The following is an 18,853-nucleotide window of genomic DNA, read 5'->3' as shown; positions in this document are numbered from 1 at the left end:
CACATGATGGATCAAAAGCAGATTGAAGAAATTGTACGTAGCGTGATGGCGTCAATGGGACAACCGCAGACGGCCGCAGCGGCGCCTCAGGCTGCGGCGACGAAGTGCGGCAGCCGGTGTGAGGTCGCGGCGGAGAGCTGCGCGCTGGATTTAGGATCGCCAGAGGCTAAAGGCTGGATTGGCGTGCAGCAGCCGCATCGCGCGGAAGTGCTGGCCGAACTGAAACGCAGCACGGCGGCGCGCGTTTGCACCGGCCGCGCCGGCCCGCGTCCGCGCACCCTCGCGCTGCTGCGCTTCCTCGCCGACCATTCGCGCTCCAAGGATACGGTGCTGAAAGAGGTTCCGGAAGAGTGGGTGAAAAACCAGGGATTGCTCGAGGTGCGTTCCGAGATTAGCGACAAGAACCTCTACCTGACGCGCCCGGATATGGGCCGTCGCCTGAGTCCGGAAGCGATTGACGCGCTGAAGGCGCAGTGCGTGGCGAATCCTGACGTTCAGGTGGTGGTATCCGATGGCCTCTCTACGGACGCGATTACCGTCAACTATGAAGAGATCCTGCCGCCGCTGCTGTCGGGGCTGAAGCAGGCCGGGCTGAAGGTCGGTACGCCGTTCTTCGTCCGCTACGGACGGGTCAAAATTGAAGATCAGATTGGCGAAATCCTCGGCGCGAAGGTGGTCATCCTGCTGGTAGGCGAGCGTCCCGGGCTGGGGCAGTCGGAAAGCCTCTCCTGTTACGCCGTGTATTCGCCGCGCGTGGCAACCACCGTTGAAGCGGACCGGACCTGTATTTCCAATATTCACCAGGGCGGCACGCCGCCGGTAGAAGCCGCTGCGGTGATCGTCGATTTGGCCAAACGCATGCTGGAGCAGAAAGCTTCCGGCATCAATATGACTCGTTAAGGAGGCATCATGCCTGCATTAGATTTAATTCGCCCTTCGGTGACGGCCATGCGCGTGATTGCTTCGGTAAATGACGGCTTTGCCCGCGAGCTTAAATTACCGCCGCATATACGTAGCCTCGGACTCATCACGGCGGATTCGGATGATGTGACCTATATTGCCGCTGACGAAGCGACAAAACAGGCGATGGTTGAAGTGGTTTACGGGCGCTCCCTCTACGCTGGCGCAGCTCACGGCCCGTCGCCAACCGCAGGGGAAGTGCTGATTATGCTGGGCGGCCCGAACCCGGCGGAAGTTCGCGCTGGCCTGGACGCGATGATGGCGCATATCGAAAGCGGAGCGGCGTTTCAGTGGGCCAACGATGCCGAAGATACGGCGTTCCTGGCGCACGTGGTGTCGCGTACCGGCTCTTATCTCTCGTCTTCTTCAGGCATCGCGCTGGGCGATCCGATCGCCTATCTGGTGGCGCCGCCGCTGGAGGCCACTTTCGGCATTGACGCGGCGATGAAATCGGCCGACGTGCAGCTGGTGACCTACGTGCCGCCGCCGTCGGAAACCAACTATTCGGCCGCCTTCTTGACGGGGAGCCAGGCCGCCTGTAAGGCAGCCTGCAATGCCTTTACCGATGCCGTTCTGGATATTGCCCGTCATCCAATCCAGCGCGCGTAAGGGGGAAGCGATGATCAACGCCCTGGGATTACTGGAAGTTGACGGCATGGTCGCCGCCGTTGATGCGGCGGATGCGATGCTGAAGGCGGCCAACGTGCGGCTGCTCAGCCATGAGGTTCTCGATCCCGGCAGGTTAACCCTCGTGGTGGAAGGCGACCTGGCGGCGTGCCGGGCGGCGCTGGATGCCGGAAGCGCTGCGGCGCAGCGTACGGGGCGCGTTGTTAGCCGTCGGGAGATAGGGCGCCCGGAAGAGGACACCCAGCGGCTGATCGGCGGCTTTCAGCCGCAGCCGGAAGCCCCGCAGCCACCGGTGATAGCGGAGTCCTCTGAGCCTTTACTGGCGCTGCTGGCATCGACGCGTCAGGGAATGACGGCAGGGGAGGTGGCCGCCCATTTTGGCTGGTCGCTTGACGAAGCCAGAAAGGCGCTGGAACAGCTGTTTTCTACCGGATCGTTGCGTAAACGCAGTAGTCGCTATCGTCTAAAAAATTAACCAGTCGGAGGTGCCGGGAACGCGAGAGCGCTCCCGGTTGATAAGATCATGAAAAAGAAAACACCGGCCAGCCTGCACCATCTTTATCATGAAGCATTACCCGAAGACGTTAAATTGACGCCGATGGTCGAGGTGGATAACGTCCACCAGCGACGGACCACCGATGTCTATGAACATGCCCTGACGATTACCGCCTGGCAGCAGATTTACGATCAGCTGCATCCGGGGAAATTTCACGGTGAATTTACCGAAATCCTGCTCGATGATATTCAGGTTTTTCGCGAGTATACCGGTCTGGCGCTGCGTCAATCCTGCCTGGTGTGGCCGAACTCTTTTTGGTTCGGTATCCCGACAACCCGCGGCGAGCAGGGGTTTATAGGATCGCAGTGTCTCGGCAGCGCCGAGATCGCCACCCGACCCGGCGGCACCGAGTTCGAACTCAGCACGCCGGATGATTACACCATTCTGGGAGTGGTTATCTCAGAGGATGTCATTTCCCGTCAGGCCAGCTTCCTGCATCACCCGGAGCGGGTGCTGCATATGCTGCGTAACCAGTCGGCGCTGGAGGTCAAAGAGGAGCACAAGGCAGCGCTATGGGGCTTTGTGCAGCAGGCGCTGGCGACGTTTAGCGAGAATCCGGAAAACCTTCATCAGCCCGCTGTGCGCAAGGTATTGGGCGATAATCTCCTGCTGGCGATGGGGGCGATGCTGGAGGAGGCGCAGCCGATGGTCACCGCCGAGAGCATCAGCCATCAGAGCTACCGGCGGCTGCTTTCCCGGGCGCGGGAGTTCGTGCTGGAGAATATGTCGGAGCCGCTGACGGTTCTCGATCTGTGTCAGCAGCTGCACGTTAGCCGCCGCACGCTGCAAAATGCCTTTCACGCGATTCTGGGGATCGGGCCGAACGCCTGGCTGAAGCGCATTCGTTTGAACGCGGTGCGCCGGGAGCTGATTAGCCCGTGGTCGCAGAGCGCAACGGTGAAAGATGCCGCGATGCAGTGGGGCTTTTGGCATCTGGGCCAGTTCGCCACCGATTATCAACAGCTGTTCGCCGAGAAACCGTCGTTGACGCTGCATCAGCGGATGCGGCAGTGGGTTTGATTACGCGTTATTTACCGGCTGGCGAATCGTGCCGTCATCGTAGGCCTGATAAGCGTAGCGCCATCAGGCAAAACAGCGCCGTATCTGGCCTACGGATCGCACCATCTGGCAACTTTAAACCCAATCACGTACCTGAATGAATTCGCTTAGCGCGGCCTCCGGGCTGCCCGCTTCCGGCTGGTAGTCGTATTCCCAGCGCACCAGCGGCGGCATCGACATCAGAATGGACTCGGTACGGCCGCCGGTTTGCAGACCAAACAGGGTACCGCGATCCCACACCAGGTTGAACTCCACGTAGCGCCCGCGACGGTAGAGCTGGAAATCGCGCTCGCGCTCGCCCCAGACTCTCTCTTTACGCCGCTCGACAATCGGCAGATACGCCTCGGTGAAGCCGTTGCCCACCGCCTGCATAAAGTCGAAACAATGGTCAAAGTTCGGGGTATTCAAATCATCGAAAAACAGACCGCCGATGCCGCGCTGCTCGTTACGATGCTTGAGGAAAAAGTAGTCGTCACACCACTTTTTATAGCGCGGATAAACCTCTTCACCAAAGGGCTGGCACAGATCGCGGGCGGTACGATGCCAGTGAACGGCATCTTCTTCAAAACCGTAGTAGGGGGTTAAATCAAAGCCGCCGCCGAACCACCATACCGGATCGGCACCCGCTTTTTCCGCGATAAAAAAGCGCACGTTGGCGTGGCTGGTAGGGATGTACGGGCTGCGCGGGTGTACGACCAGCGAGACGCCCATCGCTTCGAAGCTGCGGCCTGCCAGTTCAGGACGATGCGCGGTTGCGGAAGCCGGCATTGCATCACCGTGCACGTGGGAAAAATTCACGCCAGCCTGCTCAAAGATACCGCCATTGCGCAGTACCCGGCTGCGTCCGCCGCCGCCGCCTTCCCGCTGCCAGCTATCCTCGATAAATTCGCTACCGTCAACGGCGCTAAGCTTTTGGCAGATGTCATCCTGGAGCTGAAGAAGGAAAGCTTTTACCTGGTGCGCGTCGGGTTTCATTAACGTCTCTTCGAGTGGGCTTTCTGGTTATCGAACCAGTGGAAATAGCTGATAATGCCGTTGGCTATTGCCGTGGCGATTTTCTGCCGGAACGCGGTGGTGCCCAGCAGTTTTTCTTCGTTCGGGTTGGTAATAAACGACGTCTCCACCAGCACCGACGGAATTGATGGCGACTTCAGCACGACGAACGCAGCCTGTTCGGTATTGCGGCTGTGCAGTTTATGCACCGGCTTAATCTTTTTCAGGATGTGCGAGCCGAGCGTCAGGCTGTTCTTGATGGTGTCCGTTTGCACCAGATCGAACAGCACTTGCTGCAAAAGATGGTCTTTATCGGTCGTTTTCTTGCCGGCCACTTCATCCGCCCGGTTTTCGCGATCCGAGAGATACTTCGCCATGGCGCTACTGGCGCCGCGGTTGGAGAGGGCGAAAACGGAGGCGCCGGCGGCGCTCGGGTTGGTGAAGCCATCGGCGTGAATCGACATAAAGAGATCGGCGCCGTGCTTATGGGCGATCTCCACGCGGTCATAGAGTGGAATAAAGGTATCGCCGCTGCGCGTAAGACGCGCATCGATACCGTTGTTGCGCAGGATGCTGCGCACGTTTTTGGCGATAGCCAGCACGACGTGCTTCTCTTTTGAACCGTTATGGCCGATAGCGCCGGTATCAATACCGCCATGGCCCGGGTCGAGCATCACGACGCGCCTGGCGCCTTTTTTCTTCGCTACGGGTTTGCTGTGCCCATTGGATGTTTTCAATGGCTGTTGTTCTTTCGCGCTGGCCTGAGAGGCGATCCCTGAAAGCGTCATTGCTGCCAGCCCGGCTTTCAGCACCTGGCGGCGCGAAGCAAGTATTTTTAATGGTTTAAAAGTGCTCATTCGGCCTGAATTGCAAACAAGTGGTGACTAATGTTATATCGTATCGTGTTTTTTGATACGACCATTCAAAATAAGAATTGTTTTACTTTTCATTTCAATACATGACAAAGTCATATTATGCCATTTTTTGCGGCTCATTGCGCCTGATATTGGCTAGCGGGCACAATCGCGCCATAATCTCTGTTTTTAACCGTTAATGGTGGGCAATACCATGGAGATACGCGTTTTTCGCCAACAAGATTTCGAAGAGGTTATTACCCTGTGGGAGCGCTGCGATCTCCTGCGGCCATGGAACGATCCGGAAATGGATATTGAGCGTAAGCTGAACCACGACGCCAGCCTGTTTCTGGTGGCCGAAGTTAACGGTGAAGTGGTTGGTACGGTGATGGGCGGTTACGACGGTCACCGCGGCTCTGCTTATTATCTCGGCGTGCATCCGGAATATCGCGGTCGCGGTATTGCTAACGCGCTGCTTAATCGGCTGGAGAAAAAGCTGATTGCCCGCGGCTGCCCGAAAATAAACATTATGATCCGCGAAGATAATGATGTGGTTCAGGGGATGTACGAACGCCTTGGCTATGAGCATTCGGACGTGCTTTGCCTCGGCAAACGCTTAATTGAAGATGAAGAATACTGAGTTTATCCCCGCCGATTTTGATACCCACGGCCGCCTGCGCTTGCCGTTCCTTTTTTGGTGCGTGCTGCTGCTTCAGGCGCGTACGTGGGTGCTGTTTCTGATGGCCGGCGCGTCGCGGCAGCAGGGTGACGCGCTGCTGAATCTGTTTTATCCGGATCACGATAATTTTTGGCTGGGATTGCTGCCCGGCATCCCGGCGGTACTGGCATTTCTCATCAGCGGTCATCGTCAGCGTTTTCCTCGCCTCTGGCCGATGATGCGCTGGCTTCTGGTGCTTTCTCAGAGCCTGCTGCTGGTCTGGCAGCCGCTGCTGTGGCTGAGCGGAGAATCGCCCTCGGCGGTGACCATCTCCCTGCTGGCGGCGGATCTTTATGCGCTCTGGTGGCTGTTAAGCAACCGTCGGTTGAAAGCCTGTTTTCGCGAAGAGCAGGTTTAACGGCACTTTTTGCCGATCGCGCACTCCAACTTGCGTTGAATTAATCAGAAAGGACTGAGTCATGAAATCGCGACGTTTACTTCTCTGCGCATTACCGCTGGCGTTAACCGGCTGCTCGACGATGAGCTCGGTTAACTGGTCGTCGGCTTATCCGTGGAACTGGTTTGGTTCCTCTACGCAAGTAACCGAACAGGGCGTAGGCAACCTGACGGCGACAACGCCGCTGAACGAGCAGGCGATCGGCGATGCGCTCGGCAGCAGCTACCGCCTGCGCAGCGGCATGAAAACGGCTAACGGCAATATTGTGCGCTACTTCGAAGCGTTAAAAGATGACAAGGTTGCGCTGACCATTAACGGCGAGAGCGGGACTATTAGCCGTATCGACGTGCGGGATAGCAACATCAAAGCCGCCAGCGGCGTGAAAATCGGGACCCCGTTTAGCGATATTTACAGCAAAGCGTTTGGCAACTGTCAGAAAGGCAGCAACGATAACGGTGCGGTGGTGGAGTGTAAGGCCGAGGGCAGCCAGCATATTAGCTATGCCTTTACCGGTAACTGGAGCGGCCCTGAGGAGTTAATGCCTTCCGATGACACGCTGAAAAACTGGAAGGTGAGCAAAATTATCTGGCGTCGCTAATTTGATCTGAAGTGATTCGACGTCCTGAAAAAGCGGGTACAATAGCGCCTTAAAAGCCACAGCGTTGTGGCTGTACTATTTCAGGAGGAGCGATGTCTCAGGTTCAGAGCGGCATTTTGCCGGAACATTGCCGTGCGGCGATTTGGATTGAAGCGAATGTCAAAGGCGATGTGGACGTACTGCGCGAAGCCAGCAGAGTGTTTGCCGATAAGTTAGCCACCTTTCAGACAAAATATCCGGAAGCTAAGCTGGGAGCAGTCGTCGCTTTCGGTCATCACGTCTGGCGCCATCTGAGCGGCGGCGTAGGGGCCGAAGAGTTAAAAGCGTTCCCGGGCTACGGTAAAGGTCTGGCTCCGTCGACCCAATATGATGTGCTGATTCATATCCTGTCCGCGCAGCATGAGCTGAACTTCTCCGTCGCTCAGGCGGCCATGTCCGCTTTTGGCGCCGCGATTGAGGTCAAAGAGGAGATTCACGGCTTCCGCTGGATTGAAGAGCGCGACCTCAGCGGTTTTGTTGACGGTACCGAAAACCCGGCGGGGGAAGAGACTCGTCGTGAAGTGGCGGTGATTCAGGATGGCGTGGATGCGGGCGGCAGCTACGTATTCGTGCAACGCTGGGAGCACAACCTCAAGCAGCTTAACCGCATGAGCGTTCCCGAGCAGGAGATGATGATCGGCCGTACCAAAGAGGTCAACGAAGAGATTGACGGCGATGCTCGTCCGGAAACCTCTCACCTGAGCCGCGTGGATTTAAAAGAAGAAGGGAAAGGGTTGAAGATTGTGCGTCAGAGCCTGCCTTACGGTACCGCCAGCGGTACTCACGGCCTCTACTTTTGCGCCTACTGCGCGCGTCTGCACAATATTGAACAGCAGCTGCTGAGTATGTTCGGTGATACCGACGGTAAGCGCGACGCGATGCTGCGTTTTACCAAACCGGTGACCGGCGGATACTACTTCGCGCCGTCCCTGGATAGGCTGCTGGCGCTGTAAGATCTCCTCCTCACCCTCTCCCCGCAGGGAGAGGGAAACGTTCGGCGCGGTCGGCAAGCGTCGCCCGTTTTCCGGTTATGGATGCGTGATTCAGATAAGCTTTGCCATTCTCTTATTCTCTTTTCGACTTCCAAATCGCCAAACGGTATATAAAACCGTTACTCCTTTCATAGCCGTTATAAATATGATGATCAGCAGAAAATCATCATATTGATAAGGGTGCGCAATGGCCGTTAAATCACTGAAAAAAGGATATCTGGCGCTGGCTGCTTCTGTGCTGCTGGTTGCGCAGGCGCAGGCGACGGAACTGCTGAACAGCTCCTACGATGTTTCCCGCGAGCTGTTTGCCGCCCTTAACCCGCAGTTTGAACAGCAGTGGGCGAAAGATAACGGCGGCGATAAGCTGACGATTAAACAATCTCATGCCGGGTCATCAAAACAGGCGCTGGCAATTCTGCAGGGGCTTAAGGCCGACGTGGTGACCTACAATCAGGTGACCGACGTACAGATTCTGCACGACAAAGGCAAACTGATTCCCGCCGACTGGCAAAGCCGTCTGCCGAATAACAGCTCGCCGTTTTACTCCACCATGGGCTTCCTGGTGCGTAAAGGCAACCCGAAGAATATCCACGACTGGAATGACCTCGTGCGTTCCGACGTGAAGCTGATTTTCCCGAACCCAAAAACCTCCGGCAACGCGCGTTACACTTATTTAGCGGCGTGGGGCGCTGCGGACAAGGCTGACGGCGGCGATAAAGCGAAAACCGAGCAGTTCATGACCCAGTTCCTGAAAAACGTCGAAGTGTTTGATACCGGCGGTCGCGGGGCTACCACGACCTTCGCCGAGCGCGGTCTGGGCGATGTGCTGATCAGCTTCGAATCGGAAGTGAACAACATCCGTAAACAGTACGAAGATCAGGGATTTGAAGTGGTTATCCCGAAGACCAATATCCTGGCCGAATTCCCGGTGGCCTGGGTAGATAAAAACGTTCAGGCTAACGGAACGGAGAAAGCGGCAAAAGCCTATCTGAACTGGCTCTACAGCCCGCAGGCGCAGACGATCATCACCGACTATTACTATCGCGTGAACAACCCGAAGGTGATGGATTCGCTGAAAGATAAATTCCCGCAGACCGAGCTGTTCCGCGTGGAGGACCAGTTTGGCTCCTGGCCGGAAGTGATGAAAACCCACTTTGCCAGCGGCGGTGAGCTGGACAAACTGCTGGCGGCGGGGCGTAAGTAATGTTTGCTGTTGCCTCAAAGCGCGTGCTGCCGGGCTTTACCCTGAGCCTCGGCACCAGCCTGCTGTTCGTGTGCTTAATTCTGCTGCTGCCGCTGAGCGCGCTGGTGATGCAGCTCGCGGAAATGACCTGGAGTCAATACTGGGATGTGATCAGCAACCCGCAGGTGGTAGCCGCTTATAAAGTCACCCTGCTGTCGGCCTTTGTGGCGTCGATCTTTAACGGCGTATTTGGCCTGCTGATGGCGTGGATCCTCACGCGCTACCGCTTTCCGGGGCGCACGTTGCTGGACGCGCTGATGGATCTGCCGTTTGCGCTACCGACGGCGGTGGCGGGCCTGACGCTGGCCTCGCTGTTCTCCGTCAACGGCTTTTATGGTGAATGGCTGGCGAAGCTTGATATTAAAGTGACCTATACCTGGCTGGGTATCGCCGTGGCGATGGCCTTTACCAGTATTCCGTTTGTGGTTCGTACGGTGCAGCCGGTACTGGAAGAGCTGGGGCCGGAATATGAAGAGGCGGCGGAAACCTTGGGCGCGACGCGCTGGCAGAGCTTTCGCAAAGTGGTGCTGCCGGAGCTTTCACCTGCGCTGATGGCCGGCGTCGCGCTGTCGTTTACCCGCAGCCTGGGAGAGTTCGGCGCGGTTATTTTTATCGCCGGTAACATCGCGTGGAAAACGGAAGTGACCTCGCTGATGATTTTTATTCGTTTGCAGGAGTTTGATTACCCTGCCGCCAGCGCGATTGCGTCGGTGATCCTCGCGGCATCGTTACTGCTGCTGTTCTCAATCAACACCCTGCAAAGTCGCTTTGGTCGACGCGTGGTAGGTCATTAATGGCGATCGTTGCTCAGTTAAAGCGTTATGACGCCCCCCGCATTAACTGGGGGAAATGGTTTTTGATCGGTATCGGGATGCTGGTTTCCGCCTTTATCCTGATTGTACCGATGGTCTATATCTTCGTGCAGGCTTTCAGCAAAGGTCTGATGCCGGTGCTGCATAACCTGGCCGATCCGGACATGCTGCACGCCATCTGGCTGACGGTGATGATCGCCTTAATTACCGTGCCGGTGAATCTGGTGTTTGGCACGCTGCTGGCATGGCTGGTGACGCGTTTTAACTTTCCCGGCCGCCAGCTGCTGCTGACGTTGCTGGATATTCCGTTTGCCGTCTCGCCGGTGGTGGCGGGGCTGGTTTATCTGCTGTTTTATGGCTCTAATGGCCCGCTTGGCGGCTGGCTGGATGAGCATAACCTACAGATTATGTTTGCCTGGCCCGGTATGGTGCTGGCGACCATTTTTGTGACCTGTCCGTTTGTGGTTCGCGAGCTGGTGCCGGTGATGATGAGCCAGGGCAGTAATGAGGATGAAGCGGCGATTCTGCTCGGCGCTTCGGGCTGGCAGATGTTCCGTCGGGTGACGCTGCCAAACATCCGCTGGGCGCTGCTGTATGGCGTGGTGCTGACTAACGCCCGCGCGATCGGCGAATTCGGCGCCGTATCGGTTGTTTCCGGCTCTATCCGCGGCGAAACCTTGTCGCTGCCGCTGCAAATAGAACTACTGGAGCAGGACTACAATACCGTTGGTTCGTTTACCGCCGCGGCTCTGCTGACGTTAATGGCTATTTTGACCCTGTTTTTGAAGAGTATGGTGCAATGGCGTTTGGCCAATCAGGAAAAACGCGCGCAACTGGAGGGAAATCATGAGCATTGAGATTGCCAATATTAAGAAGTCTTTTGGTCGCACCCAGGTGCTGAATGATATCTCGCTGGATATCCCTTCCGGACAGATGGTCGCGCTGTTGGGGCCGTCAGGCTCCGGGAAAACCACGCTGCTGCGCATCATTGCCGGGCTGGAGAATCAGTCCAGCGGGCACATTCGTTTTCACGGTACCGACGTCAGCCGGGTGCACGCTCGCGACCGTAAAGTTGGCTTTGTGTTTCAGCACTACGCGCTGTTTCGTCATATGACGGTGTTCGACAACATTGCCTTCGGCCTGACGGTGCTGCCTAAGCGTGAACGGCCAAATGCCGCCGGGATCAAAGCGAAAGTTACCAAACTGCTGGAGATGGTTCAGCTGGCGCATCTGGCCGATCGCTATCCGGCCCAGCTTTCCGGCGGACAGAAGCAGCGCGTCGCGTTAGCGCGCGCGCTGGCGGTCGAACCGCAAATTCTGCTGCTGGATGAGCCTTTCGGCGCGCTGGATGCCCAGGTACGTAAAGAACTGAGACGCTGGCTGCGTCAGCTGCATGAAGAGCTAAAGTTTACCAGCGTATTCGTTACCCACGATCAGGAAGAGGCGACCGAAGTCGCGGATCGCGTGGTGGTGATGAGCCAGGGCAATATTGAACAGGCGGATGCGCCCGATCGGGTATGGCGCGAGCCGGCAACCCGCTTTGTACTGGAATTTATGGGCGAAGTGAACCGCCTGAAAGGCACCATTCGCGGCGGACAGTTTCACGTGGGCGCGCATCGCTGGCCGTTAGGCTATACCCCGGCGTATCAGGGGCCGGTGGATCTGTTCCTGCGGCCGTGGGAAGTGGATATCAGCCGGCGCACCAGCCTGGATTCACCGTTGCCGGTACAGGTGCTGGAAGCGAGCCCGAAAGGCCACTACACCCAATTAGTTGTGCAGCCTCTCGGGTGGTATGACGAACCGCTCACCGTGGTGTATCAGGGCGAAGAGGCGCCGTATCGCGGGGAACGCCTGTTTGTCGGCTTGCAGAATGCCCGCCTGTACAACGGTCGTGAGCGTATTGAGCCGCGCGAGGAGCTTGCTCTGGCCGAATCGGCCTGATAGCTTAATCCGCATGTTTATCGCCGTTTTCGCAACGGCAGGATTGGGTAGCCCGGATAAGACGCCTGCGTCGCCATCCGGGGATGTTTGCAGGCCGGGTAAACGCTTCCCGGCCTTTTTATTGGGCAAAACCGTGAATACATTAGAACAAACAATCGGCAACACGCCTCTGGTGAAGCTACAGCGTCTGGGACCAGATAACGGCAGCGAAATCTGGGTCAAACTGGAAGGGAATAACCCGGCCGGTTCGGTAAAAGATCGCGCCGCGCTTTCGATGATTGTTGAAGCGGAAAAGCGCGGCGAAATTAAGCCCGGCGATGTATTGATTGAAGCAACCAGCGGCAATACCGGCATTGCGCTGGCGATGATCGCCGCGCTTAAAGGCTATCAGATGAAGCTGCTGATGCCAGATAATATGAGCCAGGAGCGACGTGCGGCCATGCGCGCCTACGGGGCGGAGCTGATTCTGGTCACCAAAGAGCAGGGGATGGAAGGGGCTCGCGATCTGGCGCTGGCGATGGCCCAGCGCGGTGAAGGCAAGCTGCTGGACCAGTTCAACAATCCGGACAATCCCTATGCCCACTACACCACTACCGGGCCGGAAATCTGGCGGCAGACAGAAGGGCGGATAACCCATTTTGTCTCCAGCATGGGCACTACCGGCACCATTACCGGCGTTTCCCGCTTTCTGCGCGAACAGGCTAAAGCGGTGAGCATCGTGGGGCTGCAGCCGGAAGAGGGCAGCAGTATTCCCGGCATTCGCCGCTGGCCTGCCGAATATATGCCGGGGATTTTTAATGCGCGGCTGGTGGATGCGGTGCTGGATATTCATCAACAGGACGCGGAAAACACCATGCGGATGCTGGCGGTGCAGGAAGGGATTTTCTGCGGTGTGAGTTCAGGCGGCGCGGTGGCGGGCGCGCTACGCATTGCCCGTGAAAATCCTGGCGCGGTAGTGGTAGCGATCGTTTGCGATCGCGGCGATCGCTACCTTTCGACCGGCGTATTTGGCGAAGAGCACTTTACCCAGGGCGCGGGAATTTAAACTTCGGGCGCGTCAAGCAGATCCGTACCGTAAGAGTTATCAACGGTACACAGCCAGCGCTCGCCCTGCTGCCGAAAGACGTAGGTTGCGCGGCGCGTAACCTGAGTTATCCCGGCTTCCGCTGTCGGTATATCCAGCCGGGTTTCCATGATCACCAGCGCATTGCCGCCGCCTTCAATAATCTCCATTTTCCCCTGCGTTACCACCAGCCGGTGCTGGAAATAGTCGGCAATGGCGATAAACGCTTTACGGATATTTTCTTTGCCCTTGACGACCATGCCCGGTTTGACCACCAGCGCGGCGTCGTCGGCGTAATACTCCATCAACGTCGCGTAATCTTCCTGCGAGATAGCGCGATCGCAGGCTTCAATGGCGGCTTTAAGCTGCGGATTGGGATTGTGCATTTCAGGCGATCCTTAAATTATCGGGCTTTAATAAAAGCATTTTGCTTACTTTTCCGTCAGCTTATCAAGAAATGTCCACAGCTTCTGATTCATTTCGCGGTAATCCCAGGCGCGCATCTCCTGTTCGCTGCGGATGAAGCGTCTGCCTCTGGCGGCGCTGAGCTCCTGCTGTGAATGGGCGATCAGCAGTTCGATGACCTCAGCGTCAAATTCCATATGGCACTGGAAGCCATAAACCCGATCGCGATATTTCACAATTTGCCGCGGGCAGCCTTCGCTGGAGGCCAGCACTTCCGCTTCCGGCGTCAGGCCAGGCATATCGTTATGCCAGTGGCCCACGACCAGCGACGGGCCAAAATGGGCCAGTTTGCCGTCCTGCTGGCCGGCGGTGGTGAGCGTTATCGGAAAGTGGCCGATCTCTTTCTCCGGACTTTGCATGACCGGCGCGCCCAGCGCTTCGCCGATAAGCTGCGAACCGAGACAAATCCCCACCACGATCCGCCCGGCGGCAATGGCCTGCGCAATCAAACGCTGCTCGGCGTGGGTATCAAAATATGGGCATTCGGCTAGGGTGGTACGCGGAGATTGCGGGCCGCCCAGCACTACCAGCATATCAAAGGCGTTAGCATTTTCCGGTAGCGCATCCCCGGCATAAACCCGCGACCAGCTGGTATCGTAACCGCGCGCCTGCGCCCAGTGCAGATAAGCTCCCGGCGCTTCAAAGACTTCATGGACGATAAAGTGGATCTGCATAGCGTTAACTCCCGTCACTGTTGTTGTAATATCTGACATAAGTCACTGGCGAGCTTATTAATTTCTTCATCGCTGAGCGTAGCAAGTGACAGCCGCAGCCCGTGTGAAGGGGCGCGAATTCCGAACGTTTCGCCTTCGCGGACCAGCCAGCCAGCATGCGCCAGGCGAAGCGCTACCGGCTGGCTTGGTTCCTCCAGCGGAAACCAAAAGTTCAGGCCGTCTCCTGGCGTCAGGTGGGTTATCCCGCAGCGAGCGAGCGCGGCGATCAGCTTTTCATGTTGCCGACGATAGTGGCGGCGACTCTCCGTCAGCGATGCCATAAATGCGTCATCATTAAGACAAGCGATGACCAGATCCTGCAGCAGATGGCTGACCCACTGGCTACCGGAATTAAGCCTCAGGCGCAGCGCCGCCGACGTTTCGCAATCGCTGGCAACGATAGCCAGACGCATGTCCGGCCCAAGGGTTTTCGACAGCGAGCGTACCAGCGCCCAGCGCCGGCTTTCGGCGGCCAGCGGAGAGTGCCAGGGCGTTGAGGAGAGCAGGGCGAAATGGTCATCAATAATCACCAGAACCTGCGGATAGCGGGCCAGGATATCGCGTATTGCCCGGGCGCGGGGCTCGCTAAGGCTACAGCCCGTCGGATTATGTGCTCGCGGGGTGATGATCACCGCCCGGGCGCCGTTGCGCAGCGCCTCCTCAAGGGCATCAGGCTGCATGCCTTCAGCGTCGACCGGCACCGGCGAGGGGGTGAAGCCGGCATAGCGCAGCATATTAATGCTGCTGAGAAAGCAGGGATCTTCGATAGCCACGCTATCGCCCGGCAGCAGCAGGGCGCACAGCAGACGTTCGAGCGCATCGATAGCGCCGCTGGCGAGGTTAATCTCCGCGTCCACGCCTGAATCTTTGCTCATCCAGGCATGGGCCCACGCGGCCAGCCGTGGGTCAACCGCCGCATCGCCGTACAGGCGTGGAGCGGCGGCGATAGCGCTGAGGTAGTTTTTGACGTTCGCCAGGCGCGTGGGATCGGGGTTGCCGCTGGAGATATCTTTTAGCGGCGAAGAGGGATCGCCACCTTCAAGGGCGGGAAGCGTATTATGCGTCTTAATGGCCGTACCGTTACGCCCCTGGCTAATGGCCAGACCGGAGGTCACCAGTCGCTTATAGGCGGCGGCGACCGTATTGCGGTTAACCGACAGCTTGCCAGCCAGTTCGCGTACCGGCGGCAAAACATCGCCAGGTTTGAGTACGCCGCTTTGCACCAGATGGCGGATATTATCGAAGATCTCACTGGCAGTTTTTCCAACGATCATTATTGACCTATGACAAAATGAAATTTAGCATAGGACGAATGATAATCAGAGTATGACCCGCTGTCCAGCGGGGGGGAGAAAGGATGGGCCAGCAGGATGAAATACAATCGGTGCTCTTCAACGATAAAAGTCGGGCACTACAGGTCGATATCGTGGCCGTGCAGTCGCAGGTGGTCTACGGCAGCGTAGGAAACAGTATTGCGATACCGGCGATAAAGCAGCACGGCCTGCGGGTTATCGCGGTGCCGACGGTGCTGTTCAGCAATACTCCGCACTATGACACCTACTATGGCGGCGTCATCCCGGAAGAGTGGTTTGCCGGTTATTTAAAGGCGCTGGAGGAGCGTGACGCCCTGCGCGAGTTGCGGGCGGTCACGACCGGCTATATGGGAAGCGCGGTGCAGATTAAGCGCCTTGCGCAATGGCTGCAGCGCATTCGCGAGCATCATCCCGAGCTGTGTATTCTCGTTGATCCCGTCATTGGCGATGTGGATAGCGGTATTTATGTTAAGGCCGAGATTCCGGAAGCCTATCGTACTCATTTGCTCCCGCTGGCACAGGGAATCACGCCCAATCTGTTTGAGCTGGAGACGCTAAGCGGACTGCCTTGCCATAATCAGCAGGAGGCGATTGTCGCCGCCCGCAGCCTGCTCTCGGATTCGTTGAAATGGGTCGTTATTACCAGCGCGCCGGGAGCGGATAGCGCCACGATCAACGTGCTGGTGGTTAGCGCAGAATCGGTCGAGGTGATCGAACATCCGCGCGTAGAAACCGACCTTAAGGGAACGGGCGATCTTTTTTGCGCCGAGCTGGCGAGCGGCCTGGTGTGCGGAATACCGCTGGGTGATGCCGCTCATGCCGCCGCGCAGCGGGTGCTGGCGGTAATGACCTGGACCGATGAACAGGGCTGCGACGAGCTTATTCTTCCGCCGGCAGGAGAGGGGATATGAAGAGCTATCGTTTAGTGGTTCGTCAGCAGGGAAGAGTCGTCGGCCATTTTGAGACGACCGGCAGCGAAGCGCTGGAGGATGTTTGCGAAGTGGGGTCGCTATTTGGCGCCGTTGGCGGATATCAGTGTGATTTACAGGTTTCTGATAGCGAGAAGCGGATTCTGGAAAGCGGCCCTGAGGGGATGAAAATACTTTCACGGGAGAAGTGCTATCGGCCATTCAAAGCGGCGAGATAAAAAAATGGCGCCCTGAGAGGCGCCATTCTTCTGCGGCAAGAATTACTTCTTGATGCGGATAACCGGAGTTTCACCCACGGTTACGCTACCGGACAGTTTGATCAGCTCTTTGATCTCGTCCATGTTAGAGATAACAACCGGAGTCAGGGTAGACTTGGCTTTCTCTTCCAGCAGCGGCAGATCGAATTCGATAACCGGGTCGCCGACTTTCACACGCTGGCCTTCTTCAGCGATACGTTTGAAGCCTTCGCCTTTCAGTTCAACGGTATCAATACCGAAGTGAACGAACAGCTCGATGCCGCTATCAGATTCGATTGAAAACGCATGGTTGGTTTCAAAAATTTTACCGATGGTACCATCTACCGGCGCAACCATTTTGTTGCCAGTAGGTTTGATAGCAATGCCATCACCCACAATTTTTTCCGCAAACACTACATCCGGCACGTCTTCGATGTTGACGATCTCGCCAGAGAGCGGGGCAACAATCTCAATAGTTCCGGTGTCTTTTTTGTCATCAGAAACCAGAGATTTCAATTTATCGAACAAACCCATGATCTTCTCCTAAGCAGTAATTTGGGCCGCGCATCTCGTGAATTAGCAGATTGTTTTTTCTTCAATGAACTTGTTAACCAGCGTCATTAACTCGTCCGTTGTCGGTTGAGCAAGAGCCTGCTCTGCTAATACCTTCGCATCTTCGAAGTTCGTGTTACGAATAATCTTCTTAATGCGCGGGATGGAAATGGCGCTCATAGAGAACTCGTCCAGACCCATACCCAGCAACAGAAGTGTAGCACGTTCATCGCCCGCAAGCTCACCGCACATGCCGGTCCATTTGCCTTCAGCATGAGAAGCATCAATAACTTGCTTAATCAGCGTCAGCACAGACGGGGACATTGGCTGGTAAAGATGTGAAATCATATCATTACCACGGTCAACTGCCAGAGTATACTGCGTTAAATCATTGGTACCGATACTAAAGAAATCAACTTCTTTGGCTAAGTGACGTGCAATAGTCGCAGCGGCAGGGGTTTCCACCATTACGCCAATCTCGATTGCTTCGTCAAATGCTTTACCTTCGTCGCGCAGTTCCTGCTTGTAGATTTCGATCTCTTTTTTCAGTGCACGCACTTCTTCAACAGAGATGATCATCGGGAACATGATGCGCAGTTTACCGAAAGCAGAGGCGCGCAGGATGGCACGTACCTGGTCGCGCAGAATTTCTTTGCGATCCATGGCGATACGCACGGCGCGCCAGCCGAGGAACGGGTTCTCTTCTTTCGGGAAGTTCATGTACGGCAGCTCTTTGTCGCCGCCGATGTCCATGGTACGAACAATAACGGCCTGAGAGCCGCATGCTTCGGCAACTGCTTTATAAGCCGCGAACTGTTCTTCTTCAGTTGGCAGCGAATCACGGTCCATGAACAGGAATTCAGTACGATATAAACCAACGCCTTCTGCGCCGTTACGCTCGGCACCTTCAACGTCGCGTACGGTACCGATATTGGCGCAAACTTCAACCTGATGGCCGTCCAGCGTAATTGCCGGCAGGTCTTTCAGCTTAGCCAGTTCCGCTTTCTCTTCAGCGACCTGAGCCTGCAGGTTACGCAGCTCTTCGATCTGCTGGTCGCTCGGGTTAACCAGAACCTGGTTATTTACAGCGTCGAGAATCAGATAATCGCCGTTTTTCACCTGGCTTGTGACGCTACCGGTGCCCACGATGGCCGGCAGTTCCAGAGAACGCGCCATGATGGAGGTGTGGGAAGTACGGCCGCCCGCGTCGGTGATAAAGCCCAGCACCTTGTTCAGGTTCAGCTGTGCGGTTTCAGACGGGGTGAGGTCTGCGGCAACCAGGATAACTTCATCCTGAATTGCGCTAAGATCGATGATGGCCAGGCCGAGAATGTTGCGCAGCAGGCGCTTACCGATGTCGCGTACGTCAGCAGCACGCTCTTTCAGGTATTCATCGTCCAGTTCTTCCAGGGCAGTAGCCTGACCTTCGATAACTTCATTGGCTGCCGCATCGGCAGTCATGTGCTTATCTTTAATCAGGGCTATGATTTCCTGCTCAAGCTCCTCATCTTCCAGCAGCATGATGTGCCCTTCGAAGATGGCTTCTTTTTCTTCACCGAAAGTTTCACCAGCTTTGGTTTTGATGACCTCCAGCTGGGCGGAGGCCTTGGTGCGGCCGTTCAGAAAACGTTCAACTTCCTGATCAACCTTATCGGCAGAAATTTTCTTCCGGTCGATGACAATTTCATCTTCTTTCAGCAGAAGAGCCTTGCCGAAAGCGATACCCGGGGATGCTAAAATGCCTGAAATCATAACCCTACCTTACTTGTGACTGATATTAAAAAGAACCCGTG

Annotated in this window: 22 protein-coding genes; 15 read left to right on the top strand and 7 right to left on the bottom strand. The window is 56.5% G+C overall.

The window, feature by feature from the left end; all coding sequences use genetic code 11:
• Positions 1-6: 6 nt before the first annotated feature.
• From eutC to eutR, 4 genes are read left to right on the top strand one after another with little or no spacing between them, the layout of a single operon-like run.
• The gene (eutC, locus tag KO1_RS09225; protein WP_024274541.1) at positions 7-900 is read left to right on the top strand and encodes an ethanolamine ammonia-lyase subunit EutC; all 894 of its coding nucleotides are present in this window, start codon (positions 7-9) and stop codon (positions 898-900) included.
• A gap of 9 nt (positions 901-909) precedes the next feature.
• Positions 910-1,569, top strand: coding sequence for an ethanolamine utilization microcompartment protein EutL (gene eutL, locus KO1_RS09220; protein ID WP_004104369.1), 660 nt, complete (start codon positions 910-912; stop codon positions 1,567-1,569).
• Positions 1,570-1,579: 10 nt separating this feature from the next.
• Positions 1,580-2,062 (top strand): ethanolamine utilization microcompartment protein EutK, encoded by a 483-nt coding sequence (gene eutK / locus KO1_RS09215; protein WP_016809547.1) that lies wholly within the window; start codon positions 1,580-1,582, stop codon positions 2,060-2,062.
• A 48-nt stretch (positions 2,063-2,110) separates the two neighbouring features.
• On the top strand, positions 2,111-3,163 hold the full coding sequence (eutR, locus tag KO1_RS09210) for an HTH-type transcriptional regulator EutR (RefSeq protein WP_004104364.1): 1,053 nt from the start codon (positions 2,111-2,113) through the stop codon (positions 3,161-3,163).
• 114 nt (positions 3,164-3,277) lie between these two features.
• Here eutR and hemF read toward each other — a convergent pair whose 3' ends face one another.
• Positions 3,278-4,177 (bottom strand): oxygen-dependent coproporphyrinogen oxidase, encoded by a 900-nt coding sequence (gene hemF, locus KO1_RS09205; RefSeq protein ID WP_004104363.1) that lies wholly within the window; start codon positions 4,175-4,177, stop codon positions 3,278-3,280.
• Positions 4,177-5,052, bottom strand: a complete 876-nt coding sequence (amiA, locus tag KO1_RS09200) for an N-acetylmuramoyl-L-alanine amidase AmiA (RefSeq protein ID WP_004104362.1) — start codon at positions 5,050-5,052, stop codon at positions 4,177-4,179. Before amiA ends, hemF begins: the two co-directional genes overlap by 1 nt.
• Positions 5,053-5,263: 211 nt before the next feature.
• On the opposite strand from amiA, the gene KO1_RS09195 reads away from it, so the two are divergent.
• From KO1_RS09195 to cysM, 9 genes are all read left to right on the top strand, one after another.
• Entirely contained in the window at positions 5,264-5,689 is a 426-nt protein-coding gene (locus KO1_RS09195) for a GNAT family acetyltransferase (RefSeq protein WP_004104360.1), read from the top strand.
• On the top strand, positions 5,676-6,125 hold the full coding sequence (locus KO1_RS09190) for a DUF2919 domain-containing protein (RefSeq protein WP_004104358.1): 450 nt from the start codon (positions 5,676-5,678) through the stop codon (positions 6,123-6,125). The genes KO1_RS09195 and KO1_RS09190 overlap by 14 nt, the downstream gene beginning before the upstream one ends.
• A gap of 61 nt (positions 6,126-6,186) precedes the next feature.
• Positions 6,187-6,762, top strand: coding sequence for an RpoE-regulated lipoprotein (locus tag KO1_RS09185; protein WP_004104355.1), 576 nt, complete (start codon positions 6,187-6,189; stop codon positions 6,760-6,762).
• Between the two features lie 92 nt (positions 6,763-6,854).
• Positions 6,855-7,754 (top strand): Dyp-type peroxidase, encoded by a 900-nt coding sequence (locus KO1_RS09180; RefSeq protein WP_024274540.1) that lies wholly within the window; start codon positions 6,855-6,857, stop codon positions 7,752-7,754.
• A gap of 226 nt (positions 7,755-7,980) precedes the next feature.
• Positions 7,981-8,997, top strand: coding sequence for a thiosulfate/sulfate ABC transporter substrate-binding protein CysP (gene cysP / locus KO1_RS09175; RefSeq protein WP_004104352.1), 1,017 nt, complete (start codon positions 7,981-7,983; stop codon positions 8,995-8,997).
• Entirely contained in the window at positions 8,997-9,830 is an 834-nt protein-coding gene (cysT, locus tag KO1_RS09170) for a sulfate/thiosulfate ABC transporter permease CysT (protein WP_004104350.1), read from the top strand. The genes cysP and cysT overlap by 1 nt, the downstream gene beginning before the upstream one ends.
• Positions 9,830-10,705 (top strand): sulfate/thiosulfate ABC transporter permease CysW, encoded by an 876-nt coding sequence (cysW, locus tag KO1_RS09165; protein ID WP_004104348.1) that lies wholly within the window; start codon positions 9,830-9,832, stop codon positions 10,703-10,705. The genes cysT and cysW overlap by 1 nt, the downstream gene beginning before the upstream one ends.
• Entirely contained in the window at positions 10,695-11,789 is a 1,095-nt protein-coding gene (cysA, locus tag KO1_RS09160; RefSeq protein ID WP_004104347.1) for a sulfate/thiosulfate ABC transporter ATP-binding protein CysA, read from the top strand. Before cysW ends, cysA begins: the two co-directional genes overlap by 11 nt.
• 133 nt (positions 11,790-11,922) lie before the next feature.
• Positions 11,923-12,834 carry a cysteine synthase CysM gene (cysM, locus tag KO1_RS09155; protein WP_024274538.1) on the top strand — a complete coding sequence of 304 codons (912 nt, stop codon included), beginning with the start codon at positions 11,923-11,925 and terminating at the stop codon, positions 12,832-12,834.
• On the opposite strand, the gene KO1_RS09150 is transcribed toward cysM, so the two are convergent.
• Genes KO1_RS09150 through ptsJ form a run of 3 tightly spaced genes read right to left on the bottom strand, consistent with a single transcriptional unit; the run spans position 12,831 to position 15,304 of the window.
• Complete coding sequence (locus KO1_RS09150; RefSeq protein WP_004114333.1) at positions 12,831-13,238, bottom strand: YybH family protein; 408 nt, start codon at positions 13,236-13,238, stop codon at positions 12,831-12,833. The genes cysM and KO1_RS09150 overlap by 4 nt on opposite strands.
• Before the next feature lie 45 nt (positions 13,239-13,283).
• Complete coding sequence (locus KO1_RS09145; RefSeq protein WP_023321402.1) at positions 13,284-13,991, bottom strand: type 1 glutamine amidotransferase; 708 nt, start codon at positions 13,989-13,991, stop codon at positions 13,284-13,286.
• Between the two features lie 14 nt (positions 13,992-14,005).
• Positions 14,006-15,304, bottom strand: a complete 1,299-nt coding sequence (ptsJ, locus tag KO1_RS09140; protein ID WP_004114331.1) for a MocR-like B6 salvage transcription factor PtsJ — start codon at positions 15,302-15,304, stop codon at positions 14,006-14,008.
• An 83-nt stretch (positions 15,305-15,387) separates the two neighbouring features.
• Here ptsJ and pdxK point away from each other — a divergent pair, with 83 nt between their 5' ends.
• Together pdxK and KO1_RS09130 are read left to right on the top strand one after the other, a co-directional pair.
• Positions 15,388-16,254 carry a pyridoxine/pyridoxal/pyridoxamine kinase gene (pdxK, locus tag KO1_RS09135; RefSeq protein ID WP_023321401.1) on the top strand — a complete coding sequence of 289 codons (867 nt, stop codon included), beginning with the start codon at positions 15,388-15,390 and terminating at the stop codon, positions 16,252-16,254.
• A complete protein-coding gene (locus tag KO1_RS09130; protein ID WP_004104337.1) occupies positions 16,251-16,490 on the top strand; it encodes a hypothetical protein in 240 nt (79 codons plus the stop codon). The genes pdxK and KO1_RS09130 overlap by 4 nt, the downstream gene beginning before the upstream one ends.
• Positions 16,491-16,532: 42 nt before the next feature.
• Here KO1_RS09130 and crr read toward each other — a convergent pair whose 3' ends face one another.
• Together crr and ptsI are read right to left on the bottom strand one after the other, a co-directional pair.
• Positions 16,533-17,042: a PTS glucose transporter subunit IIA gene (gene crr, locus KO1_RS09125; RefSeq protein ID WP_000522253.1), complete on the bottom strand. Its 510-nt coding sequence runs from the start codon at positions 17,040-17,042 to the stop codon at positions 16,533-16,535.
• Positions 17,043-17,084: 42 nt separating this feature from the next.
• Positions 17,085-18,812, bottom strand: coding sequence for a phosphoenolpyruvate-protein phosphotransferase PtsI (gene ptsI / locus KO1_RS09120; RefSeq protein WP_004104336.1), 1,728 nt, complete (start codon positions 18,810-18,812; stop codon positions 17,085-17,087).
• Between the last annotated feature and the right edge of the window lie 41 nt (positions 18,813-18,853).

Source organism: Klebsiella oxytoca NBRC 105695 (assembly GCF_001598695.1).
Lineage (GTDB): Bacteria > Pseudomonadota > Gammaproteobacteria > Enterobacterales > Enterobacteriaceae > Klebsiella > Klebsiella oxytoca.
This window is presented reverse-complemented; position numbering and strand designations above follow the sequence as displayed.

What these genes read in the sequence shown, in the direction of transcription:
- eutC (WP_024274541.1), top strand. Translation starts at nt 7, where the DNA reads ATGGATCAAAAGCAGATTGAAGAAATTGTACGTAGCGTGATGGCGTCA.
- eutL (WP_004104369.1), top strand. Translation starts at nt 910, where the DNA reads ATGCCTGCATTAGATTTAATTCGCCCTTCGGTGACGGCCATGCGCGTG.
- eutK (WP_016809547.1), top strand. Translation starts at nt 1,580, where the DNA reads ATGATCAACGCCCTGGGATTACTGGAAGTTGACGGCATGGTCGCCGCC.
- eutR (WP_004104364.1), top strand. Translation starts at nt 2,111, where the DNA reads ATGAAAAAGAAAACACCGGCCAGCCTGCACCATCTTTATCATGAAGCA.
- hemF (WP_004104363.1), bottom strand. Translation starts at nt 4,177, where the DNA reads ATGAAACCCGACGCGCACCAGGTAAAAGCTTTCCTTCTTCAGCTCCAG.
- amiA (WP_004104362.1), bottom strand. Translation starts at nt 5,052, where the DNA reads ATGAGCACTTTTAAACCATTAAAAATACTTGCTTCGCGCCGCCAGGTG.
- KO1_RS09195 (WP_004104360.1), top strand. Translation starts at nt 5,264, where the DNA reads ATGGAGATACGCGTTTTTCGCCAACAAGATTTCGAAGAGGTTATTACC.
- KO1_RS09190 (WP_004104358.1), top strand. Translation starts at nt 5,676, where the DNA reads ATGAAGAATACTGAGTTTATCCCCGCCGATTTTGATACCCACGGCCGC.
- KO1_RS09185 (WP_004104355.1), top strand. Translation starts at nt 6,187, where the DNA reads ATGAAATCGCGACGTTTACTTCTCTGCGCATTACCGCTGGCGTTAACC.
- KO1_RS09180 (WP_024274540.1), top strand. Translation starts at nt 6,855, where the DNA reads ATGTCTCAGGTTCAGAGCGGCATTTTGCCGGAACATTGCCGTGCGGCG.
- cysP (WP_004104352.1), top strand. Translation starts at nt 7,981, where the DNA reads ATGGCCGTTAAATCACTGAAAAAAGGATATCTGGCGCTGGCTGCTTCT.
- cysT (WP_004104350.1), top strand. Translation starts at nt 8,997, where the DNA reads ATGTTTGCTGTTGCCTCAAAGCGCGTGCTGCCGGGCTTTACCCTGAGC.
- cysW (WP_004104348.1), top strand. Translation starts at nt 9,830, where the DNA reads ATGGCGATCGTTGCTCAGTTAAAGCGTTATGACGCCCCCCGCATTAAC.
- cysA (WP_004104347.1), top strand. Translation starts at nt 10,695, where the DNA reads ATGAGCATTGAGATTGCCAATATTAAGAAGTCTTTTGGTCGCACCCAG.
- KO1_RS09150 (WP_004114333.1), bottom strand. Translation starts at nt 13,238, where the DNA reads ATGCACAATCCCAATCCGCAGCTTAAAGCCGCCATTGAAGCCTGCGAT.
- KO1_RS09145 (WP_023321402.1), bottom strand. Translation starts at nt 13,991, where the DNA reads ATGCAGATCCACTTTATCGTCCATGAAGTCTTTGAAGCGCCGGGAGCT.
- ptsJ (WP_004114331.1), bottom strand. Translation starts at nt 15,304, where the DNA reads ATGATCGTTGGAAAAACTGCCAGTGAGATCTTCGATAATATCCGCCAT.
- pdxK (WP_023321401.1), top strand. Translation starts at nt 15,388, where the DNA reads ATGGGCCAGCAGGATGAAATACAATCGGTGCTCTTCAACGATAAAAGT.
- KO1_RS09130 (WP_004104337.1), top strand. Translation starts at nt 16,251, where the DNA reads ATGAAGAGCTATCGTTTAGTGGTTCGTCAGCAGGGAAGAGTCGTCGGC.
- crr (WP_000522253.1), bottom strand. Translation starts at nt 17,042, where the DNA reads ATGGGTTTGTTCGATAAATTGAAATCTCTGGTTTCTGATGACAAAAAA.
- ptsI (WP_004104336.1), bottom strand. Translation starts at nt 18,812, where the DNA reads ATGATTTCAGGCATTTTAGCATCCCCGGGTATCGCTTTCGGCAAGGCT.